The organism is Actinomyces sp. oral taxon 849 str. F0330, from assembly GCF_000239715.1.
Classification (GTDB): Bacteria; Actinomycetota; Actinomycetes; order Actinomycetales; family Actinomycetaceae; genus Actinomyces; species Actinomyces johnsonii.
This window is the reverse complement of sequence record NZ_JH470354.1, coordinates 150,762-171,037: the sequence shown is the minus strand read 5'-3', so window position 1 is coordinate 171,037 and position 20,276 is coordinate 150,762. Positions and strand designations below refer to the sequence as shown.

18 protein-coding genes and 2 pseudogenes are annotated in these 20,276 nt (G+C 65.8%); 14 read left to right on the top strand and 6 right to left on the bottom strand.

The features are described 5' to 3' along the window. Positions 1-654 (top strand): TOBE domain-containing protein (locus HMPREF0975_RS10190; protein WP_009234084.1); only part of this gene is annotated, 654 nt, incomplete at its 5' end. Positions 655-717: 63 nt separating this feature from the next. Further along, positions 718-2,016, top strand: a complete 1,299-nt coding sequence (moeB, locus tag HMPREF0975_RS10185) for a molybdopterin-synthase adenylyltransferase MoeB (RefSeq protein WP_009234083.1) — start codon at positions 718-720, stop codon at positions 2,014-2,016. A gap of 67 nt (positions 2,017-2,083) precedes the next feature. On the opposite strand, the gene HMPREF0975_RS16215 is transcribed toward moeB, so the two are convergent. Both HMPREF0975_RS16215 and HMPREF0975_RS10180 read right to left on the bottom strand, forming a co-directional pair. Next, positions 2,084-2,260 carry a hypothetical protein gene (locus HMPREF0975_RS16215; RefSeq protein ID WP_198009173.1) on the bottom strand — a complete coding sequence of 59 codons (177 nt, stop codon included), beginning with the start codon at positions 2,258-2,260 and terminating at the stop codon, positions 2,084-2,086. A gap of 5 nt (positions 2,261-2,265) precedes the next feature. Next, on the bottom strand, positions 2,266-2,610 hold the full coding sequence (locus HMPREF0975_RS10180; RefSeq protein ID WP_009234081.1) for a transposase family protein: 345 nt from the start codon (positions 2,608-2,610) through the stop codon (positions 2,266-2,268). A gap of 792 nt (positions 2,611-3,402) precedes the next feature. Between HMPREF0975_RS10180 and HMPREF0975_RS10170 the strand changes: the two genes are divergently transcribed. Genes HMPREF0975_RS10170 through HMPREF0975_RS10155 form a run of 5 tightly spaced genes read left to right on the top strand, consistent with a single transcriptional unit; the run spans position 3,403 to position 7,260 of the window. Further along, entirely contained in the window at positions 3,403-3,945 is a 543-nt protein-coding gene (locus HMPREF0975_RS10170; RefSeq protein WP_232212508.1) for a hypothetical protein, read from the top strand. After that, a complete protein-coding gene (locus HMPREF0975_RS15665; protein WP_009234078.1) occupies positions 3,935-4,867 on the top strand; it encodes a DUF6024 family protein in 933 nt (310 codons plus the stop codon). Before HMPREF0975_RS10170 ends, HMPREF0975_RS15665 begins: the two co-directional genes overlap by 11 nt. Continuing rightward, the gene (locus HMPREF0975_RS10165) at positions 4,852-5,742 is read left to right on the top strand and encodes a DMT family transporter (RefSeq protein ID WP_009234077.1); all 891 of its coding nucleotides are present in this window, start codon (positions 4,852-4,854) and stop codon (positions 5,740-5,742) included. The genes HMPREF0975_RS15665 and HMPREF0975_RS10165 overlap by 16 nt, the downstream gene beginning before the upstream one ends. Next, positions 5,732-6,154: an NUDIX hydrolase gene (locus HMPREF0975_RS10160; protein WP_009234076.1), complete on the top strand. Its 423-nt coding sequence runs from the start codon at positions 5,732-5,734 to the stop codon at positions 6,152-6,154. Before HMPREF0975_RS10165 ends, HMPREF0975_RS10160 begins: the two co-directional genes overlap by 11 nt. Continuing rightward, the gene (locus HMPREF0975_RS10155) at positions 6,148-7,260 is read left to right on the top strand and encodes an HAD hydrolase family protein (RefSeq protein ID WP_009234075.1); all 1,113 of its coding nucleotides are present in this window, start codon (positions 6,148-6,150) and stop codon (positions 7,258-7,260) included. Before HMPREF0975_RS10160 ends, HMPREF0975_RS10155 begins: the two co-directional genes overlap by 7 nt. Before the next feature lie 373 nt (positions 7,261-7,633). Here HMPREF0975_RS10155 and HMPREF0975_RS10150 read toward each other — a convergent pair whose 3' ends face one another. Further along, positions 7,634-8,749 carry a FecCD family ABC transporter permease gene (locus HMPREF0975_RS10150; protein WP_049939746.1) on the bottom strand — a complete coding sequence of 372 codons (1,116 nt, stop codon included), beginning with the start codon at positions 8,747-8,749 and terminating at the stop codon, positions 7,634-7,636. Then, positions 8,746-9,693: a FecCD family ABC transporter permease gene (locus HMPREF0975_RS10145; protein ID WP_009234073.1), complete on the bottom strand. Its 948-nt coding sequence runs from the start codon at positions 9,691-9,693 to the stop codon at positions 8,746-8,748. The genes HMPREF0975_RS10150 and HMPREF0975_RS10145 overlap by 4 nt, the downstream gene beginning before the upstream one ends. A gap of 299 nt (positions 9,694-9,992) precedes the next feature. Between HMPREF0975_RS10145 and HMPREF0975_RS10140 the strand changes: the two genes are divergently transcribed. The 4 genes from HMPREF0975_RS10140 (at position 9,993) to HMPREF0975_RS10125 (ending at position 13,917) form a co-directional block, all read left to right on the top strand. Continuing rightward, on the top strand, positions 9,993-11,063 hold the full coding sequence (locus tag HMPREF0975_RS10140) for an ABC transporter substrate-binding protein (RefSeq protein ID WP_009234072.1): 1,071 nt from the start codon (positions 9,993-9,995) through the stop codon (positions 11,061-11,063). 3 nt (positions 11,064-11,066) lie between these two features. Next, positions 11,067-11,942, top strand: a complete 876-nt coding sequence (locus HMPREF0975_RS10135) for an ABC transporter ATP-binding protein (RefSeq protein WP_009234071.1) — start codon at positions 11,067-11,069, stop codon at positions 11,940-11,942. A 245-nt stretch (positions 11,943-12,187) separates the two neighbouring features. Beyond that, complete coding sequence (locus HMPREF0975_RS10130) at positions 12,188-13,243, top strand: zinc-dependent alcohol dehydrogenase family protein (RefSeq protein WP_009234070.1); 1,056 nt, start codon at positions 12,188-12,190, stop codon at positions 13,241-13,243. Positions 13,244-13,365: 122 nt separating this feature from the next. Next, positions 13,366-13,917, top strand: coding sequence for an NAD(P)H-dependent oxidoreductase (locus tag HMPREF0975_RS10125; RefSeq protein ID WP_009234069.1), 552 nt, complete (start codon positions 13,366-13,368; stop codon positions 13,915-13,917). Positions 13,918-14,013: 96 nt separating this feature from the next. Here the strand turns inward: HMPREF0975_RS10125 and HMPREF0975_RS17200 are convergent. Both HMPREF0975_RS17200 and HMPREF0975_RS17195 read right to left on the bottom strand, forming a co-directional pair. Beyond that, positions 14,014-14,118, bottom strand: a pseudogene (locus HMPREF0975_RS17200) (GNAT family N-acetyltransferase); the annotation flags it as partial. Between the two features lie 48 nt (positions 14,119-14,166). Further along, positions 14,167-15,492: an NAD(P)H-dependent oxidoreductase gene (locus tag HMPREF0975_RS17195; protein WP_009234068.1), complete on the bottom strand. Its 1,326-nt coding sequence runs from the start codon at positions 15,490-15,492 to the stop codon at positions 14,167-14,169. A 260-nt stretch (positions 15,493-15,752) separates the two neighbouring features. Here HMPREF0975_RS17195 and HMPREF0975_RS10115 point away from each other — a divergent pair, with 260 nt between their 5' ends. The 3 genes and pseudogenes from HMPREF0975_RS10115 to HMPREF0975_RS17190 form a co-directional block, all read left to right on the top strand. Continuing rightward, a complete protein-coding gene (locus tag HMPREF0975_RS10115) occupies positions 15,753-16,646 on the top strand; it encodes an inositol monophosphatase family protein (RefSeq protein ID WP_009234067.1) in 894 nt (297 codons plus the stop codon). Positions 16,647-17,117: 471 nt separating this feature from the next. Beyond that, complete coding sequence (locus tag HMPREF0975_RS10110; protein WP_009234066.1) at positions 17,118-17,954, top strand: undecaprenyl-diphosphate phosphatase; 837 nt, start codon at positions 17,118-17,120, stop codon at positions 17,952-17,954. Between the two features lie 238 nt (positions 17,955-18,192). Next, a pseudogene (locus tag HMPREF0975_RS17190) lies at positions 18,193-20,276 on the top strand (tetratricopeptide repeat protein); the annotation flags it as partial.

Below are 20,276 nucleotides of genomic sequence, written 5' to 3'. Positions count from 1 at the left end.
GTCCTCGATGAGCCGATGTCGGCCCTGGACGTCACCGCCCGCCAGGAGATGCGCCGTCTGGTGTCGCGCCGGTGCGCCGAGGAGGGGCTGACGCTGCTGCTGGTGACCCATGACGTCCTGGATCTGACGGCGCTGGCCGAGGAAGTCGTCGTCCTGGACCGGGGCCGCGTGGTCGAGCAGGGGCCGACGGCGCAGGTCCTGGCCGCACCGCGCTCGGACTTCGTCGCCCGACTCACCGGGACATCCGTGCTCATGGGCGTCATCGACGGGAAGGCCGGGGCCCCGGGGCTGCGGCTGCCGTCGGGCCGGGTCATTCATGGCCGCCCGCAGGACGGCTCCACCGAGGCCGAGACCGCGGATCGGGGCGAGATTCTCTCCCCTGGGGCTCCGGGGGTTGCGCTGGTGCCGCCCGATGCCGTCGCCCTCTACCGCGAGGCGCCCGAGGGAAGCCCCCGCAACGTCCTGACCGGTCGGGTGACGGGACTGGAGCGCTCGGGCGCGCTGGTGAGCGTGCGCTTGGAGCTGGAGGAGGGGCAGCGCCTGTCGGCTGCGGTCACCGCGGGGGCCGTGGCCGAGCTCAGCATCGCCGAGGGCCGCCAGGTCTGCTGCGTCATCAAGGCGGTACAGGTGCGCGTCGTCGCCCGCCGGGCTTGAGGCCTCCAGCACCGGAGATCAAGACAGCATTAACGAGGGGCGAATAGAGATGGAAGAGACACCATGAGCAGGGCCGACCAACGCACCTACGGCTCGGTGATCGCCGATGAGCGCCTGCGGCCGCTCAGCCGAGATGAGCTGGAGCGCTACCACCGCAACGCGCTCGTGCCGCAGGTGGGGGTGGTCGGCCAGCAGCGCATCCGGGCCGCCCGGATCCTGCTCATCGGCGCCGGCGGGCTCGGGGCGCCGGCCGCCCTGTACCTGGCGGCCGCCGGGGTGGGCACGATCGGGCTCATCGACGACGACGACGTCGACCTCACCAACCTGCAGCGCCAGGTCATCCATACAAGCGCCGCCGTGGGCCGCCCCAAGGTGGACTCGGCGGCTGCGGCGATCAGGGCGCTCAACCCCGACGTCGAGGTCATCCCCCACCGGATTCGATTAACCGCGGAGAACGCCCTGGGTCTGCTGGACGGCTGGGACGTAATTATCGACGGTACGGACAACTTCCCCACGCGGTACCTGGTCAATGACGCGTCCGTCATGCTGGGGCTGCCGCTGGTGCACGGGGCAGTGCTGGGCTTCAACGGGCAGGTGGGGGTCTTCGACGCCCGCCGAGGCCCGTGCTACCGGTGCCTGCATCCGACGCCGCCGCCCCCGGGCTCGGTGCCCTCCTGCGCGGAGGCCGGGGTACTGGGGGTGCTCCCCGGGATCATCGGCACCATGCAGGCAGCCGAAGCGCTCAAGCTCATCATCGGGGGTGCGCAGCCGCTGCTGGGAAGGCTGGCGCTGCTGGACGTCTGGGGGGCACGCCTGCGGGAGATTCCGGTGGCGAAGAACCCGGCCTGCCCGGTGTGCGGGGCCGGCCCAAGCATCACGGAGCTGTCGACGCCGGTCGATTCCTGCACGCTCCCCCAGACTCCTGAGACCGATACCTGCCGGCCCGCCCGAACCTCCCGGATCGACGCCCCCGGACGGCCACGGGGTCCCGAGACCGGCTCCAGCGCACGCCTCAGGGTTCAGGCGACTGAAGAGGACCTGACAACAGGATCGACGGAGGACGTCGTCTCTGTTGCCGAGTTGCGGAGGCTCCTGGACGCTGCCGAGCCACCGGCGCTGCTGGATGTGCGCGAGGACGTCGAGGTGGCGCTCGAGCCGATGGAGGGGGCCCGGCATATTCCACTGCGCGAGGTGGTGGCGCGAATGGACGAGTTGGACGCGGATCGCCCGACCGTGGTCGTGTGCGCCGCCGGCGTGCGCTCGGCCCGGGCCATCGAGGCGCTGAGGGCAGCGGGCTGCCCCGGCCGGCTCCTCAACCTCGAGGGCGGTATGAAGGCCTGGGCGGCTGGAGCGGCCGACTGACCGAAGCTCGTGAGCTGCAGGGATTGACGGATCTTTCCCTGTGTCTGACAGCGAGGGAGTACGGGGCTTAGTGGCCTTGGGCTTCTTCGGCGTCGTCGGTGAGGTAGGAGGTGATGCGGACGAGGTCGTAGGGGGTGGAGGTCTCGGTGGTGGTGATGGTGCCCTTGATGGGCCGCCAGGTGGTCTGGGCGTGCATCGCATCGGCAGTCACCACCACCCCGTCCAGGTCGACGGGCTCAAGCAAGTCCCTCAGGGCCGGGACCTCTGGTTGGACCTGTCCGCCACCCGCTGCTGGGTCAGCACGGCGCCGGTGGCGTGGTCCAGGTCCTGCAGGACCTGGCGGATGGTCGACTCCGACGGAAGAGCCTGGCCCTCCTCCAGCCCCAGGGCCTCCAGGTCGGCACCAGTCAGGTCGGTGGCGTGCTCCCATATCGCTATCAGGTTGCGACAGCCCGCCAGCACTCCGGTCACAGCCAGAGACAAGACCGTGAACAGGCTGTGGCGCACTCCGCGTCTGTCGCGTGGGTCGGTGATGTTCCTGAGAACCTGGACCAGGGGCTGGCGCGACAAGACGTTCGTGGTGGAGGATGACATCAGCGCGGGCTCCCAGGACGAAGGGATTGATTAAGCACCACTCATCGTCCCCACGGGGCCTGCGCCCCCGTCCTAACGACACACCGCCCCATCAAACCAGCTCAGACACCCTCACCCACCGACTTTGCCGATCCCTGAGCTCCCTACCCATGACCGACGCCCAGCCCGAACAGGTCACCGTCTGGCTCCAAGGGCATTGGAAAATAGAGAACCGACTCCACTGGGCCAGAGACGTCGTCACGTGCGAGGACCACCACCAGCTGCACACCGCTAACGGTCCCCGAGATCATGCCCGACCTGCATAACCTGCCCATCAGCGTGACCCGACTCTTCCACAGCCCCAGCATATTCATCGCCTCAACCGCCAAATCCACGTCAAGACGACCAAACGAGCCATCAATTTCATCACCCAGCCAAGCACCTGAACCAACTTTGCCAGCCCCACCTCAAGGAGTGCTACTAACCTCCGTAATTATTTTGTGCATATCGTATATTGTTCTGGAATTGCAGCATTCTTGGGAGTGTGTTAATTTAACTACAAGTAGATCGAATCATTTGCATCCAGATGGGCTCCACATGAGGTGAGACTCGATGAATTGGTTGCAAACACAGAAGGAGATTACCTTGGGAGAATACGCTGGCAGCGATGCACAGTTGGTGATGTTCACGGGTGGACGCGATAGCACTCTTGCAGCCTGATCCCTGATGCTGAGAGGTATCCCAGTACATCTGTACACGGCAAATTCTGGATGTTCTCTACACAGAGATGTCCTTGAGGTACGGGTGCGAGAGATGAGGAGCCGCTTTGGCGGACTGATGCTGAGACACGTCAAACAAGATATTTCTGGAAGCTTCCGCTCTCTCGCTATTGCCGACCTTAAACAAGACATCCTGACCTACAGGAAGAATCTTGTACTACTGGGAGAGAAAATAGCGATACACTGCCACGTGATCGACTACTGCAAGCGGAACGACATTACTATAGTTAATGACGGTATCGTTGTCTACCAGAAGGAGTTTCCGGAGCAGCGTTCCGTGGCCAAGGACTACTTTGTGGAGTTCATGAAGGGTTACGGAATCACGTACGAGAGCCCCATCTACGACTGGGCACAGTCGTCTGATGACGTTAAGTACAAGTTATTACAGTTAGGGTTGTCCACAAAATCACTCGAGGGCCTGTCGGTATTCGCCGACAGTTTTACCACGCCGAGCGATGAAGTTGTTTTACAGTATTTGTGCGATAAGGAGCGCAAGGCTGTCGACATTATCGACTTCCTTCAGGGCAGTAAAGTTAACTCTTCCACCTCCTTGGAGGGTTCTAGGTATGCCAAATGATCCAGCCTCAATAAATCCTTCACTAAATCCTTTCTTGAGTCGCGACCGATCGAGAGAATCATATTACGGACATACTTCCAGAAGTCGGAGCGCTCTTGCTGACATGCTGGGCCACGACCTAGGCGTAGACTCTAACTGCATTCATTTTGTCCCGAACACCTCTACCGCCCTGGCTGTGGTGCTCGGGGGGATTATGGCAGAGAATTTAAGATTGAGAGGGGCAGGTCCACTATGGAGGCACTACGGTCCCTATCAAGGGGTAGTCAGATCTATGGAAGAGGTGCTCAACGGCAGGTGGGTCGGTTTTCATACGCATGTAGCCCCAGTGGACGTTAGCGTCGATAACAGCTTCCGTGAACCAGGGGGCGCGACAGCCTCTGTCGTGGACGGAGCACAGTCTCTTGGCACTTCCCTTACCGAGGAACTGGTGTCGAGTGGTACAGTCGTAATTGCGCCGCTTCATAAGCATCTGGCGCTCGCACCGGGGCTGGGTATAGTGATACTAGATGCCGTTACAGAGCAACAGCTGCCGTCGATTGCGAGTTTTTTGTCACTGACTGAGGGCGGCTGCCCATCACTTGATCTGCTTGAACAGGCGCTTGATAGAATGAGACGCGGAAAGGTCTGGAACAAGGCGCAGCTCCTGTTCTCTCAAGACCTTGTCGACTGGGCGGCCGCGGAGGGATTAGAGATCGTGGGAGGTGGCGGCGGACTCCCTATGGCGGCGGTAAAGATGTCCAGAGGAGGAGGCGACGCGAACGTGATGGTACGAGAACTTCCACCCAGCGCCAAGTACTTCAGGCGTCAGGGAATCATTCGCTACTCGTACTCGAGCCTGGGGTGCAAGGATGATTCCTGGGTCGATGCTACTGAAGCCTTCTGCCGTGACCTGGAGGGACTGATCAGATGTCGGGAATGCTAGATAACCGATACGTCCGGGGCGCGGTGGTGGTGCTCGGCGGGGTCCTGGTCATGTCTTTTGATGCAGCCCTCATCCGCGCTGTAGACCAGCCGGCCGGGGTGTTGTCGTTGTGGCGCGGTGTGCTGATATGCGCTGCCATGGTGCTGGCGGCAATGGTCTGCCACGTTGCTGGGGTAAAGCAACGCTGGGACAACGAGTGGGCTGCCTGGGGTAACGGGCTGATGTTCGGGATAGCATCAGTGGCATTCGTGTATTCCATCGAGAGCACTTCCGCCGCTAACACGCTCTTTATCATGGCGACCATGCCGGTATGGTCGGCAATTCTGGGACGAGTGTTTCTCCGGGCCAGTATCGACCGGCCGACGGTCCTGGCAATCCTGGCGTCGCTGGCCGGTATGACGATCATCTTCGCTTCACAGCTGTCCAGCGCCGCAGGCCGGGGGGAACTGCTGGCCCTGCTGGCTGCCGTGTCGATGAGCGGCGGCTTCGTGTGCTCCTCCAAACGCCGCTCCAGCCCCTTCCTCACCACAGCGGTCGGTGGGGCGCTGTGCGCACTCACCGCTGCCGCCCTTCTGCACGGGGTCAAGGTTCCTGACGAGTCCTCCTCATGGCTGCCTCTGGTAGCCGAGGGCTTCGTGGTCATGCCGGTCGGTCTGGTCTGCTTATCCGTTGGGCCGAAGCTCCTGCCCGTGCACCATGTGGCAATCTTCGTGTTGGCGGAGACAGTGCTGGGCCCGGTGTGGGTGTGGCTGTTCTTCCGTGAGAATCCCGGGGCGGCTTCGCTCGTAGGTGGGTCGGTGGTCATTGGGGCGATCGTCGGCCTCAACATGCACTACATTCGCCGCTCAAGGAGGGAGGGAGCGGGTGCGACTTGATAAGCGTGACATGGGAAAGAGTTCGCCAGTTGTCAAGTGCGCTGCGGTCGTTCTCCGCGGGGATAGCGTGCTGCTTGTCCGCAAGCGCGGTACGACCGACCTCATTTCTCCTGGAGGCAAACTGGAGAAAGGGGAGTCGCATGTCGCCTGCCTCGGCCGCGAGCTTGATGAGGAGCTCGGGGTCTCGTTGGTGTCGGCCACCTACTTCGGTACCTATGAAGATGTCTCCATCTTCGACCGGAGCCGGATGATCACCCTATTCGTCTACATGTGCGATATTGCGGGCGACCCGGTCCCTCGCTCTGAGATCGAGGCCGTAGAATGGGTCCCCGTGACCTGCTCGCCAGGTGATGGGTCAACCTTTCAGAGCAGGGTTATTCCTGATATTGCAAGGATGCGTGGTCAATGCTGAGCAGCCCGGTGGGCGTGGTGACAGACCTGGACGGGACCGTCGTCTTCGGCGGAGTCGCCGATCCCCGGCTGACCCCCTTTCTCAGGCGGGCCGCGGGACGTGAGGACATATCGGTCATCGTGGCGACCTCACGTGCGCCCCGAGGAATGACCGAGGTACTGGGAGACGCCGTGACCTGCCTGGAAGGCTCGGTCTGCCTCAACGGGGCTCTCTTGCGCCTAGGAGACAAGGAGAGGCGCTACCCCATGAGGGCGGATCACGTCCGCGCCGTCGTGGACGCCGCCTTCCGTGCGGGCATGCCCCTCTACGTGGACCGGGGCCACTCTTTCACTGCACTGGCAGGGCATGTCCCTGTTGCAGAGCCGCGGTCAGGGGAGGCGTCTGCAGCGGTCTCAGATTTCGCTGCGTCTCCAGGGACAGTGGCGGAGAAGGAGACCCGGCGAAGGGGCAGCCAAGATTCCGAGACGGCACCGGGCCTCTGGGACGGCCTGGAACACATGCGGGACTACCCGGATGGCACGTGGTGCACCGACCCGGCGCAGGTCCCGACTGACGACGTGCTCAAGGTGACGGTCGTCAGCAGGAGGCACCAGGGCCGTACGGGGCAGGACATCATCAGGCAGAGGATTGCCGATCCGCTACAGGGAGCGGCTGATCCGGGTACGAGGGCTGCCGGCGCGCAGGAGACGGGCGGCCCGGAGCCCGCGGGCGCTCTCCAGGACTTGCTGGGGCTGCGCCTTGACGGCGTCGTCGCCTACCCGCACGAGGACGGCGTGGTCGACGTCTGCGCGGCAGGGGTGGACAAGAGCGTCTGTATGAGGCTGCCGACTGGCGAGGAGGAGCCGGCCGCCTCGGGAGGGGCGGATACCACAGAAAGGACAGCCGTCATGGGGCAGGCACCAGGCCTTCGCCACCGGCCCGTCTCCACGTGGGTCGCGGTAGGCAACGACGCCAACGACATAGCGATGATCCGCGCGGCAGATATCGGTGTCATCGTCGGGGACGGCCTGGAAGAGGTCAGGGCGAGGAGGCAGACGGTCCGCGTCCCCTCGCGCCCCGGCGCGGTGGTGTCCATTCTGGAGCAGCTGCTTGAGCTGCACCACTAACGTCGCCAACCTGTATGTGGAGTGCCTGGCGTTTGTCGGATTTGGGGAGATTTTCTTCCCGTGAGTAGACATGGGTGGAGACCATGCCAGCGGCGAAGTACTCAGAGGAGCTGCTAGACACGGGGCGTGCGTGAAGCGTCCTATGAAGGACCGCACCATCGCCGAGGTGGCTAGTCCTACCCTTGTGGCCCAAAGAAGTGGGCAGCTGGGTCGCAAGGTACAGGAAGGAGCACGCCACCGACCAAGACATCCAGAAGGCCTCCGAGTCGGCTTAAGAATCACGAAACTCAAGGCGGAGGTCCGTGAGATGCGTGGGGTGATGCGAGTTCTTAAAAGAGCAGCAGCCTGGCTCCGAGCGCGCCCGACGGCGGCCTCAGCCGGTCCGCCCGGCGCGCTCGGAGGAGAATATGAGCAGCCAGACGAGGTAGAGCCCGCCCAACGCCGCGCTGACCAGGCCCACCGGGATCTGAAAGGGGCTGAGCAGGCGCTGCGCCAGGAAATCAGCCCCGCCCAGCAGCAGCGCCCCCATGGACGCCGAGGCGATCATCGTGACCCCGGCCGACCGGCTCAACCGGCGCGCCAGCTGCGGCGCGGCCAGGGCGATGAAACCGATCGGACCGGCAGTCGCCACGCATATTGCCGCCAGCACGACGCCGTAGCCGAGCATCGCGCCGCGCACTCGCCCGACGTGCAGTCCCAGGCTCATCGCGGCGTCGTCGCCCATCTCCAGCAGGCCCGCCGGCCGCACGAGCCACACAACCTGGGTCAGCAGCACCACAGCCGCCAGGGCCAGGGGCCTGACCTGCCCCCAGGAGATCGCGTTGAAGGAGCCGTACTGCCAGGCCTTGGCTGCCTCTGCGCTGGGGAGACTCGCCTGGGAGATGAGGTAGTTGTTGGCCGCTGAGAGCATCTCGGAGATGGCGATCCCAGTCAGGACCAGGTTGTCCCCACCGACGCCTCCGCGCCGCGAGATGAGGGCGACCGCCGCTGCGGTGACAAACCCACCGACAATCGTGCCCACCGAGACCTGGAGGTCACTCGCCGACGCCGCCAGCAGGAGCATGAACAGCCCACCGGTGGAGGCGCCGGTCGTGAATCCGACGATGTCGGGACTTCCCAGGGGATTACGGGACAGGCTCTGAAAGATAGCGCCCGACAGCGCCAGCATCGCCCCCACCAGCACGGCCGCAACCGCGCGCGGAAGCCGCTGATGCAGGACGAAGAAGCGGTCCATTCTGCTCCCGGAGCCCGTCACCAGAGTGTGCAGGGCGTCGGCGGCGGAGATGTTGTAGGCGCCGAACAGCACCGAGGCGACCACCACGGCCACCGCGGCGACCAGCACCAGCACCGTCACCACCACGGCCCGCCGGTGGGCCAGGAACACCCTCGCGCCTCCCAGGGGATATCGCAGCTGAGAGGCCGGCGGGCCCAGCCGCACCGCCCGCTCCGGCGACACCGAACCGCCACCGACTCCCCGAGGCCGCCTCATCGCCCGCTCACCCCCATGCGCTGGATCACCATGAGCAGCAGCACCGGCCCACCGATGAACGCGGTCACGACGCCGGCCTCCATCTCACCGGACTCCAGGATGACGCGGCCCAGGATGTCGGCGGTCAGGAGCAGCACCGGACCAGCGACGACGGAGACCGCCAGCAGCTTGCGCTGGTCGGCCCCCAGGGCCAGCCGCAGCACGTGCGGGACCACCAGCCCGATGAAGGAGATCGGCCCGACCGCCGCCGTCGACGCCCCGCACAGGAGGGTGATCGACGTCAGTGCCAGCGCCCGAGCCCGCCCCGGGCTCACTCCGAGGGCCTTGGCCTGCTCCTCCCCCAGCGCCAGGGCGTTGAGCGTCAGCCCCGAGGCCAGGGCCAGCACCAGGCCGGCGACGAGGAAGGGAACCACCCACACCAACAGCCCGGCGTCCCGGTCCGCCAGGGAGCCCAGCACCCAGAAGCGGTAGGAGTCGAAGGTGACGGAGTCGTACATGGTGACGGTCCCGGTGATCGAGCGCAGGCTCGCTCCCAGCGCTACGCCGGCCAGCACGAGCCTGGCGGGTCCAGCCTCGGCGCTACGACGCGCCATGAGGTGAACGAGGAACGCCGCCACGGCGGCGCCTGCGAAGGCGAACCAGAGAAAGCCGCTGGCGTCGGTGAGCCCCAGCAGGGACATCGACAGGACCACCGCCAGGGAGGCCCCCGCGTTGACGCCTAGGATGCCGGGCTCGGCCAGAGGGTTGCGGGTCAGCCCCTGCATGACGACCCCGGCCACGGCCAGCGAGGAGCCGACCATGACTGCCAGGGCTGTCCGCGGCATCCGCAGCTGCCACACGATGATGGAGGCGACCGATCTCTCCCCGGGCGTGAAGGCGCTCGCCAACTCCTCCAGCGTCAGGCTGCGCGATCCGATGGCCAGGCTCGTCAGGCACAGCAGCACGCACAGTGCCGCGAGAACAAGGATGATGACACTCGTCGGAACCCCTGTGGAACCCCTGGTATGAAGTCCAACGCCCCCTTCACCTCCGCGGCGGCGCCGTCGAGCAGACCGCCATGGGGTCACGACGTCGGCCCGTTCACGCGCCCCGCAGAACCTCCGCAGTCCAGGGCACCTGCAGCATCCTCCACAACTGCACGCCCGGTGCCGGGGAGTGCCATCGAGGCGATATTGACCACGGGCCCACCTTTTCTGAGGATAGTTCTTGATTAATGAGGCAGGAATGAGGTTAGCCTAAGTTCATGACATCGTTCTACCGTCGCCGCAGCATTCTCGCCTTCGCGGGCCTGGCCGCCGCCGTCCCCGTCCTCGCCGCCTGCTCCTCCGGCAAGAAGACCGGCTCCAGTGCCGCCTCATCGGCCAAGGTCGAGCCCACCTCGTCGGTGCCCACCGGCATGCCCGACGGCAAGGGCTCAGGCCAGGCCGACGGCGTCTTCCCCCGCACGGTCGTCCACTTCAAGGGCAGCACGGAGATCCCGGCGGCCCCCAGCAAGGTCGTCATCCTGTCCACAGGCCAGCTCGACGTCGCCCTGACCCTGGACATCGTGCCGATCGGCTCCACCAAGGGCGACGGCGCCGAGACGGTCCCGGAGTACCTCAAGAAGGCCTTCCCGGACCACGCCGACCAATTGGGCTCCATCACCGACGTCGGCTCACGCAAATCCCCCAGCGTGGAGGACATCGGCAACCTCTCCCCGGACCTCATCCTCGTCAACCAGGCAGGCAAGGACGACATCGACGCCCTCTACTCCTCCCTGTCCGCAGTGGCGCCGACGGTAGTCACCCAGGGCAAGAGCGAGGCATGGAAGCAAGACTTCCTGCTCGTGGCCGACGCCCTGGGCAAGCCGGACACCGCCAAGAAGTGGATCGAGACCTACGAGGCCGATGCCGCGAAGTCCGGTGAGAAGATCGACGGCAACCCCACCGTCTCGCTGCTGCGCAAGACCAGCGACAAGCTCCGCATCTTCGGGGCGGTCTCCCTGGCGGGATCGGTCCTGTCCGACATGGGCGTCGCCCGTCCCGACACCCAGAAGTTCACCGACAACGGCAACAAGGACATCGACTCCGAAACCCTTGCCGACGCCGAGGCCGATTGGATTCTCTACGGGGCGCAGAAGACCCCGAAGGATGAGAAGGACCAGGACAAGAACAACACCGAGCTGACCGCCATGCCCCTGTGGGCGGGGCTCAAGGCCGTCAGCGACAAGCACGCTGTGCGCGTCGACGACGACGCCTTCTTCCTCAACGCCGGCCCCACCGCGGCACGGCTCGTCATGACCACGGTCACAGACACGCTGTCGAAGAAGAAGTAATCCGTGCCCACTCCCGTCTCAACGGAGACGCCTTCGGACGCCACGGCCCCGCCCACGGGCCTCGGCGTCCGGGGAATCTCCCTGGCCTACCATCCCAGCCACCCCATCATCGAGAACCTGAGCACGGCCATCACCCCGGGCGCGGTGACGATGATCGTGGGCCCCAACGCGTGCGGGAAGTCCACGCTGCTGCGCGCCATGAGCCGGGTCCTCTCTCCGGGCGCCGGCCAGGTGGTCCTCGACGGCCGCGACATCGCCACCCTGGCCCCCAAGAAGCTGGCCCGGCGAGTGGGCATGCTCGCCCAATCATCGATCGCCCCGCCCGGGATCACGGTCCATGAGCTAGTGGCGCGCGGCCGCTACCCCTATCAGTCGCTCCTGCACCAGTGGTCACCCGACGACGACGCGGCCGTCACCGAGGCCATGGAGCGCACCGACGTCGTCGGCCTGGCCAACCGGCACGTGTCCTCCCTCTCCGGCGGGCAGCGCCAGCGGGTGTGGGTGGCCATGGCGCTGGCCCAGCGCACCGACATCCTCCTGCTCGACGAGCCCACCACCTACCTGGACCTGGCCCACCAGGTGGATCTGCTCGAGCTGTGCCGAGACCTGAACTCCGAACTGGGCACCACGATCGTGGCGGTGCTCCACGACCTCAACCAGGCCTGCCGCTACGGCGACGAGGTGATCACCATGCGTGCCGGCAGCATCCTGGCCCACGGGCGGCCCGAGGAGGTCGTCACCGCAGAGATGGTCGAGGAGGTCTTCGGCCTGGCGGTCCGGGTCATCTCCGACCCGCTCACCGGGAACCCGCTGGTGCTGCCCCTTCCGCGCGGGGCCGGTGCGACGACGTCGAATGACGGGCACGAGCAGGTGCAGTAGCGCCTTCCCGGGTTTGTCCGGACTTCGGCCGAGCGCGATCATTCGCGGCCATCTGCGCTCATCACTGCCGCTCGCCGGCACCGGTCTTCGCCCATGCTCGGGCCGAATAGGCCGAGTCCTCAAGCCGCGACTGGCGCCCCGCAAGTCCGCTGGGGGGACCTGACAGAACCCGGCAGGCGGTGGACCCGCGGCAAGGCGCGCGTTTAGTCTTCACATATCAACCCGCACTGATGTGAGGACTGCTTGTGACTGTTTCTGCTCCCGCCCTGCCCACCACAATGCGCGGCGTCATCATGCACGCCGCCGGTGACGTGCGCGTCGAGGACCGCGAGGTCCCCCACGTCATCGACCCCACCGACGCCGTCATCAAGCTCGAGGCCGCCTGCGTGTGCGGCTCTGACCTGTGGCCCTACCGGGGCATCCAGCCCCTGGAGAAGGCCCGGCCCATGGGCCACGAGTACGTGGGCACCGTCGTCGAGGTCGGCGACGAGGTCAAGAACGTCAAGGTCGGCGACTTCGTCGTCGGCTCCTTCTGCCTGAGCGACAACACCTGCGAGATCTGCGAGGACGGCTACCAGTCGCGCTGCGCCAACGGCGGCTTCATCGGCGACACCCAGGCCGAGTACGCGCGCGTGGCCCTGGCCGACGGAACCCTCGTCGTCGTCCCCGGAGGCAGACCCGATGACCCGGAGATCATCGCCTCCCTGCTGGCCGCCTCCGACGTGCTGGGCACCGGCTGGTTCGGGGCCGTGGCCGCCCAGGCCGGCCCCGGCAAGACCATCGCGGTGGTCGGCGACGGCGCCGTGGGCCTATCCGCGGTCCTGGCCGCCAAGGCCCTGGGCGCCGAGAAGGTCATCGCCTTCTCCCGCCACGAGGACCGGGCCGCCCTGGCCCGCGAGTTCGGCGCCGACATCATCATCGCCGAACGCGGCGACGAGGGCGCCGCCAAGGTCAAGGAGCTCACCGGCGGCTACGGCGCGCACGGCGTCGTCGAGGCCGTGGGCAACCAGACCTCGATGATGCAGGCCATCGCCTCCTGCCGCCCCGGCGGGTACCTGGGCTACGTGGGCGTGGCCCACGGCGTCTCCCTACCCGGGGACCAGCTCTTCTTCGCCGAGATCAACATGCTGGGCGGCCCCGCCCCCGTGCGCCGCTTCCTGCCCGACCTCATCGACCGCATCCTCAAGCGCGAGATCGATCCCGGCAAGGTCTTCACCCTGCGCCTGCCCCTGGAAGAGGCCCCCGAGGCCTACAAGGCCATGGACGAACGCCGCGCCATCAAGGTGCTCCTGGAGCCCTGACCCCGATTCGCGCCCGCACCGCGCCGGCGGTGCGTAGCATCGAACGGGAGGGCACGCGTCGTCGGCGTCTTCCGACCGAGCGACGCGCCGTCCACGATCACCATTTGAAAGCAGGAGCGTTCATGAAGACCCTCGTTCTCGTCTTCCACCCCGACATGTCCGCCTCACGCGTCAACCGCCCCCTGGCCGCCAAGGCCGAAACCCTCGGTGACGACGTCACCGTGCGCTACATGTACGACATCTACCCGGATCAGAAGGTCGACGTCGCCGCCGAGCAGGCCGCCCTGGAGGCCGCCGACCGGGTCGTCCTCCAGTTCCCCATGTACTGGCACTCCACCCCCGCCCTGCTCAAGCAGTGGGAGGACGACGTGCTCCTCTACGGCTGGGCCTACGGCTCGACCGGCACGGCCCTGGCCGGCAAGGAGCTGCTCCTAGCCGTCAGCACGGGCGGTCCCGGCGATGACTACAGCCACGACGGTTCCTACGGCTACACGCTCACTGAGCTGCTGCGCCCGCTCCAGGCGACGGCGAACATGGTCCAGATGACCTACCTCGAGCCCTTCACCACCACCGGGACCCTCACCATCACCGATGAGGCCCTGGCTCAGCGGGTCGAGGACTACGCGGCCGTTCTGGAGTCCGCCGACCTTCCGACTCTGGATCGCCGCGGCTGACGGGAGACGCGACCCGATCATCGTCAAGGGGCCCAGGACCGTCACATGGTTCTGGGCCCCTTCTCATCGAGTCCGCAGTATCGGTGCAGTATCGGCTCAGTCGCCGTCGGCCAGGTCCTTGAAGTAGCGGGCCACCGGCCAGCGCCGGAAGCCGAGACCCTCATAGGTGGCGCGGGCAGGTGCGTGTCCGCGGTCCCCGCCGGCGATCGCGCCGACGGGGACCCAACAGGATCAGGGGCGGGCAGCGCCTCAGCCGAAGATGTCGAGCATAGGGAGCTCGGCGGTCTGGAGGACCGCGGCGTAGTCCTGTGCGCGCCGGGCGATGGCCTCGTCGGTGATCTCCAGGGCGCCCACCGACAGGAAGGGCACGGCGTACTTGGTTCCGATGACGCGCGAGGTGCCCTGCATGGGGCGCAGGAATTCGTGGATCGTGTAGATGTGCGCGCCCTCGCGGCCGTAGGCGCTGCCGGCGCCGCCGACGCTGACGGCCAGGAGCAGCTCCTTGCCGTGCAGGGCCGTGCCGGTCGAGCCGTAGGCCCAGCCGAAGGTGAGAACGTCGTCGAGCCACTTCTTGAGCAGCGGCGGGCAGGAGAGCCAGTACATGGGGTACTGCAGGACGATGCGGTCGGCGCCCAGCAGGGCGGCCTGCTCGGTGGCCACATCGATGTTGAAGTCGGGGTAGATGTCGTACATGTAGCGCACGGTGATGTTGCCGCCGAGCGACTCCGCCGTGGCCCCGAGGGCCTTGTTGACCCGCGACTCGGAGATGTTGGGGTGGAAGACGAGAACGAGAGTGTTCACGGAGGACTCCCTGGTGTCGTTGGACTGCGATGCGGGGGATGGACCACGCGAGGCGCCGTCGCCCCCGGCGCCGGAGGACAGGACGTTGCTGAGGCTGGAGAAGCCGCCGATGATGACCTCCAACTTGGGGGCCATCGCACCGCGGTCCAGCCAGGACTCCTTGGGGCGGAAGGGGACGCGGTCGGCGTCGTCGCCGCCGTGCAGCTGGTGCGACCGGCGCATGCCGAGGGCGGCGCCCGAATCTCCGAAGCGCTCGTCCCACATGCGGGTGGCGATGTCGATGCCGCACTCGCGGCGGCCCGGCTGATGCTCGGACTCGATCGTCTCGGCCATGGCGGCCGCCTGCTGGTGGGAGGTCAGGACCGTCGACAGGGTGTAGTTGAGCGCCAGGTAGGCGTCTTCACTGCGCAGACCGCCCGAGACCAGGGCTTGGTGGGCTCGCTTGGCCACGGACATGAAGGGCACGTAGGCCCAGGCCAGGTCGATGAGGGTGTGGTCCAGGCCGGGGTTGGCGTCGAGCACATCCCACAGCGAGTCGGAGAGCTGACGCAGGTAGTCCGGCCAGCGCAGGCCCGCGGACGGCAGCGTGACGTCGGCGGAGACGCGCTCGAGACAGGCCACCAGCAGGTCGTCGCGCGAGCTGACAGTACGTCCCAGATCGGCCGTACTCACCCCCAGTCGGCGCGCCACCTTGCCCATGGTGAACCGGTCCACACCAATCTCGAGGGCGGCTGTGACGACGTCGTCCCTGGTAAAAGCGGCATTATGCTGCATAGAGTCTCCCGAGTTGGGTCATGCCTGTCAGCGTAACGAACCAGTAACAGGCAGCCAAATCGTGGCCGCCTGATCACATGACGCCCGACGCCGTTCTTCCGCAATTTTACGGCAGAAATCGACACTCGCTCATCCGGCCGCCCACCCCCCAGAATCTCAAGATTCGATAACGATTCGCCGCGGTCGCGAGGCGCCCGGAGAGTGGCACGCCCGGCGGCCGTGGGACTTCCCCGAGCCCGCTCCCCCGCTAACGTGGTGTCATGAGCGAGACTCCCCGCCCGCAACGCCCCGTCTTCCCGGCGCCTCCCGCGGCGCCCTCGCCGGAGGCGGCACCGCCCACCACGACGGCGCCCCCGGACAAGCAGCGACGCTGGCGCGACGACCTGCACTTGGCGCACACGATCGCCAACAAGGTGGACAGCCTCACCCAGGCCCGCTTCGACGCCGGCAACTTCACGGTGGAGACCAAGTCGGACCTCACGCCGGTCACCGAGGCCGACCGGGAGGCCGAGCGCGTCATCCGCGAGCAGCTGGGGCGGGCGCGCGGGCGCGACTCCGTCCTGGGCGAGGAGCTGCCCACCACCGGGCACTCCTCGCGCCAGTGGGTCATCGACCCGATCGACGGGACCAAGAACTTCGTGCGGGGCGTGCCCGTGTGGGCCACGCTCATCGGCCTCATCGAGGACGGCCAGTGCGTCGTCGGACTGGTCTCGGCCCCCGCGCTGGGAAGGCGCTGGTGGGCCGTCTCCGGCGGCGGGGCCTGGACCGGACGCTCGCTGAGCTCGGCGCGGCGGATGTCGGTGTCCGGCGTCGACGACCTCACCCGGGCCTCGATGTCCTACTCCTCGCTGTCGGGGTGGGCGCAGATCAAGCGGCTGCGTGGGATGCTGGGGCTCATGCAGTCGTGCTGGCGCACCCGCGCCTACGGGGACTTCTGGTCCTACATGCTGGTGGCCGAGGGGGCCGTGGACCTGGCGGCCGAGCCAGAGCTCGAGCTCTACGACATGGCCGCGCTCGTGCCCGTGGTCACCGAGGCGGGCGGGCGCTTCACCTCCCTCGACGGCGAGCCCGGGCCCTTCGGGGGCAACGCGGTGGCCACGAACTCGCTGCTGCACGACGTCGCCTTGAGCCACCTGGGCGCCGAGACGGACTGAGTTCGCCGCCACGGCCGTCCGAGCCTTCACCTCCCGTCACTGGATCTCAACGCGCCCTGAAGTTATAAAAGATCTAAAAGATCTAAAGCGCGCAAAAGTGAGCCAGAGCACTTTTCGAGGTGGTTGCGCACAGTGTTGGCGGGGATAAGACCATCTTCACGGCATGGCACGACCCCGTTGGAGCAGGCAGCGCCTTCGAGGGGTCAACTCAGCACATTCCACGCGCCTCAGGACACCCCGGCCAAGGGCTAGCCACACGCCGGGATCACACGGGCTGGACTTGCCACGCATCCAACGTTATAAAAGGGATACAAACTCATACGCGGCTGTAGAACTGGGCCTTTGACCCGACGTCGCCCATGATCGAGCCGTCCACCGCTGCGGCGGGTACCACAGCCATCTGGACGTTTCCCCTTCCCTTGCGCCGGTAACCTGCCGTGAGTCCACCATCCGTCCACCCCAGGAGTCCCTTTGAACTGGCTGCACGCCGTCCTCCTCGGCATCGTCGAGGGCATCACCGAGTTCCTCCCAGTGTCCTCCACCGGGCACCTCAACATCGTCGAGAAGCTACTCGGCTACGAGATCAACTCCGCGGGCACGACCGCCTTCACCGCAGTTATCCAGGTGGGTGCGATCCTCGCGGCCATCATCTACTTCTGGTCCGATATCGTCCGGATCGTCACCGCCTGGATCAAGGGCCTGAGCAACAGGCAGGCCCGCCAAGACCCCGACTACACGCTCGGCTGGGGCATCATCCTGGGGTCCATCCCGGTGGCGGCCGTCGGGCTGCTGTTCAAGGACTTCATCGAGGGGCCGGTCCGCTCCCTGTGGGTGATCGCCGGGGCCCTCATTCTGTGGTCGGGGGCCATGTGGCTGGCCGACCGCCAGCAGAACCTCACCAAGGGCATGAAGGACGTGACCGTCAAGGACGCCCTCATCATCGGCGCGTTCCAGGCCCTCTCACCGGTCTTCCCCGGCATCTCCCGCTCCGGGGCGACGATCTCCGCGGGCCTCTTCCTCAAGTTCGACCGGGTGACGGCTACGCGCCTGTCCTTCTTCATGGGTATCCCGTCCCTGGTCGCGGCCGGGCTGCTGGAAGCCGTGACCGAGGCCGGCACCATCAGCGACACCGTGGGCTGGACGCCCACCATTATCGCGACCATCGTCTCCGGCATCGTGGCCTACGCGACCATCGCCTGGCTGCTGCGCTTCGTGTCCTCCAACAAGTTCACGTCCTTCCTCGTCTACCGCGTGCTGCTGGGCCTCATCATCATCGCCCTGGTCTCCGCCGGCACCATCGCCGCCTGACGGAGCCCTTTTCATCGACACCGATTCACCGGCAGCAACGTTCTTCGCGTGGGGCAATGGTTTTTCCGTTGCCCCACGCGATTTCTGCATTCCTCAGCATCGAACTCTGACGCCTTACGAATCCTGCTTCTGCATTTCCGTCCACTTGTACGATAGGCGGCATGGCCACCCCCTGGGGTAAGCACAGACTCACGAGCCACTGAGAACGACGTCTAAGGACATCGGGGAGATCCGTAGTATGACCACACGCCACCCATCCGCTTCTCCCACGCGAATTCGCTTCGGAAGTCGACCGATGATCGCCGCAGGTTTCGTCAAGCGGCAGGAACAGGATGAGCTCTTCGACGCCGTCTTCACTCGCGTGGAGCCTCGCACGGTTCTGACGGGGATGCGGGGAAGCGGCAAGACTCAGCTGGCCGCTGCGGTTGCGGCCAGGTGCGAGGAGGAGGGCTGGCCCCTAGTCGCGTGGATTCATGCGGCCTCACGCAAGGAAATCATTGTCGATCTCTACGAGGTCGCACTGCGGATCGATATCGATGCACCGAAGAACATCCCTCTGGAGGTCGTCGTTCGACGCCTCATGAATAATTTGCGCTCAGCGAATGGGAGCAATAGTCTCTTCGTCTTCGACAACGTGGAGAACCCCGACGACCTGAGAGACCTCATCCCCGAGGGCACTGGAGTTCGGACCCTCATCACCACCACGCGCCACCTCGACTGGGACGGCCCGGGGTGGCTGCGGTTGGCGGTGGGCGCCTTCGATCGGGAGCAGTCGATCGCCCTCCTGTGCGAGCACACTGGCGACACTCACCGCGAAGCAGCTGACCGGATCGCGGATGCGCTTGGCGACGTGCCCCTCGCCATCACCCAAGCCGCCGCGACAGCACAACAGGGTGTATACGCCTTATCCGGCTACCTTGACAGGCTCAGTCATCACCCGCTCGAGTCAAACATCAGTCGCCTCGAGGGTGCCAACTACCCCGACGCCGTCGGCATCGCACTGCTCATGGCCTATGAACAGGTCTTGGAGCAGCTCAGAACCAAGCATCCTCAGCAGGAGAGGATCGCCGTATCGCTCCTCGGCGCACTGTCCCTCCTGGCTGCTTCCGGAGTGCCGACTCACTGGCTCTTGAGGCTCGACGGCGACTCCGATGCAGTACGCGACACCTTGTCTTCCCTGAAGAGAGCTTCCGTCATCCAAGAATCCAACGACGGCCAGAAGACCGTTATTCACCGCCTCCAGGGACACGTGTACCGGGAAACCTACCTGAGCAACCAGAAGAAGCTCGATGAGGCGAGTGCGCGCACAGCAGCACTTCTCAGCGGGATTGACGTAGACCGCCTAGAGAATCCTGAACAGCGGCGACACGAGACCCAACATCTCATTGAGCAGCTACTCTCAGTCACATCACAGGACTACTCTCATTCATTGTTTTCTGAGCCACAGGTGTCTTCAAAGCTCGCCGAGACACTGGAATACGCAACCGGCCTTGGGATGTCCCAGCTAGCCCTTTGTCTCACTGACTCCGTGACCCAGGCCTGCGACGCCTTGGGCCCCCACCACCCCGACACCCTGGCTTCACGCAACAGTCTCGCCGGTACCTACCGGGACGCGGGCAGGCTCGACAAAGCCATCGCCCTGTACGAGCAGAACCTCGAGGACTCCATCCGCGTCCTGGGCCCCGACCATCCCACGCACCCTCACCTCACGTTTCAACCTCGCCGGCGCCTACAGAGCGAGCGGCAGGCTCGACGAAGCCATCACCCTGTACGAGCAGGTTTTCACCGGCCGCAGCCGCGTCCTGGGCCCCGACCACCGCAGCACCCTCACCTCACGTGACCAGCTCACCGACACCTACTGGGAAGCGGGCAGATTCGATGAAGCCATCACCTTGAAAAAGCAGATCCTCGCAGACGCCATGCGCATCATGGGCCCTGACAGCCCAGGCGCTTCGGCCGCACGTAACAACCTCGCCGCTACCTACCGGGATACGGGCAGACTCGACGAAGCCATCACCTTGTACAAACAGAACCTCGACGACGTCAGCCGCATCCTGGGCCTCGACCATCCTGAAACCTTGGCTTCACGCCACCGCCTCGCTGGCGCCTACCGGGATACGGGCAGACTGGATGAGGCCATCCCCCTCTTTGAGCAGAACCTCACCGACTTCGTACGTCTCGCGGGTCCCGACCATCCTGAGACCTTGGCCTCGCGCGGCAACCTCGCCGGCGCTTACCAGGCAGCCGGGAGGCTCCACGAGGCCATCTCCCTTTTCGAGCAGAACCTCGAAGACCGCACCCGCACTCTGGGCCTCGACCACC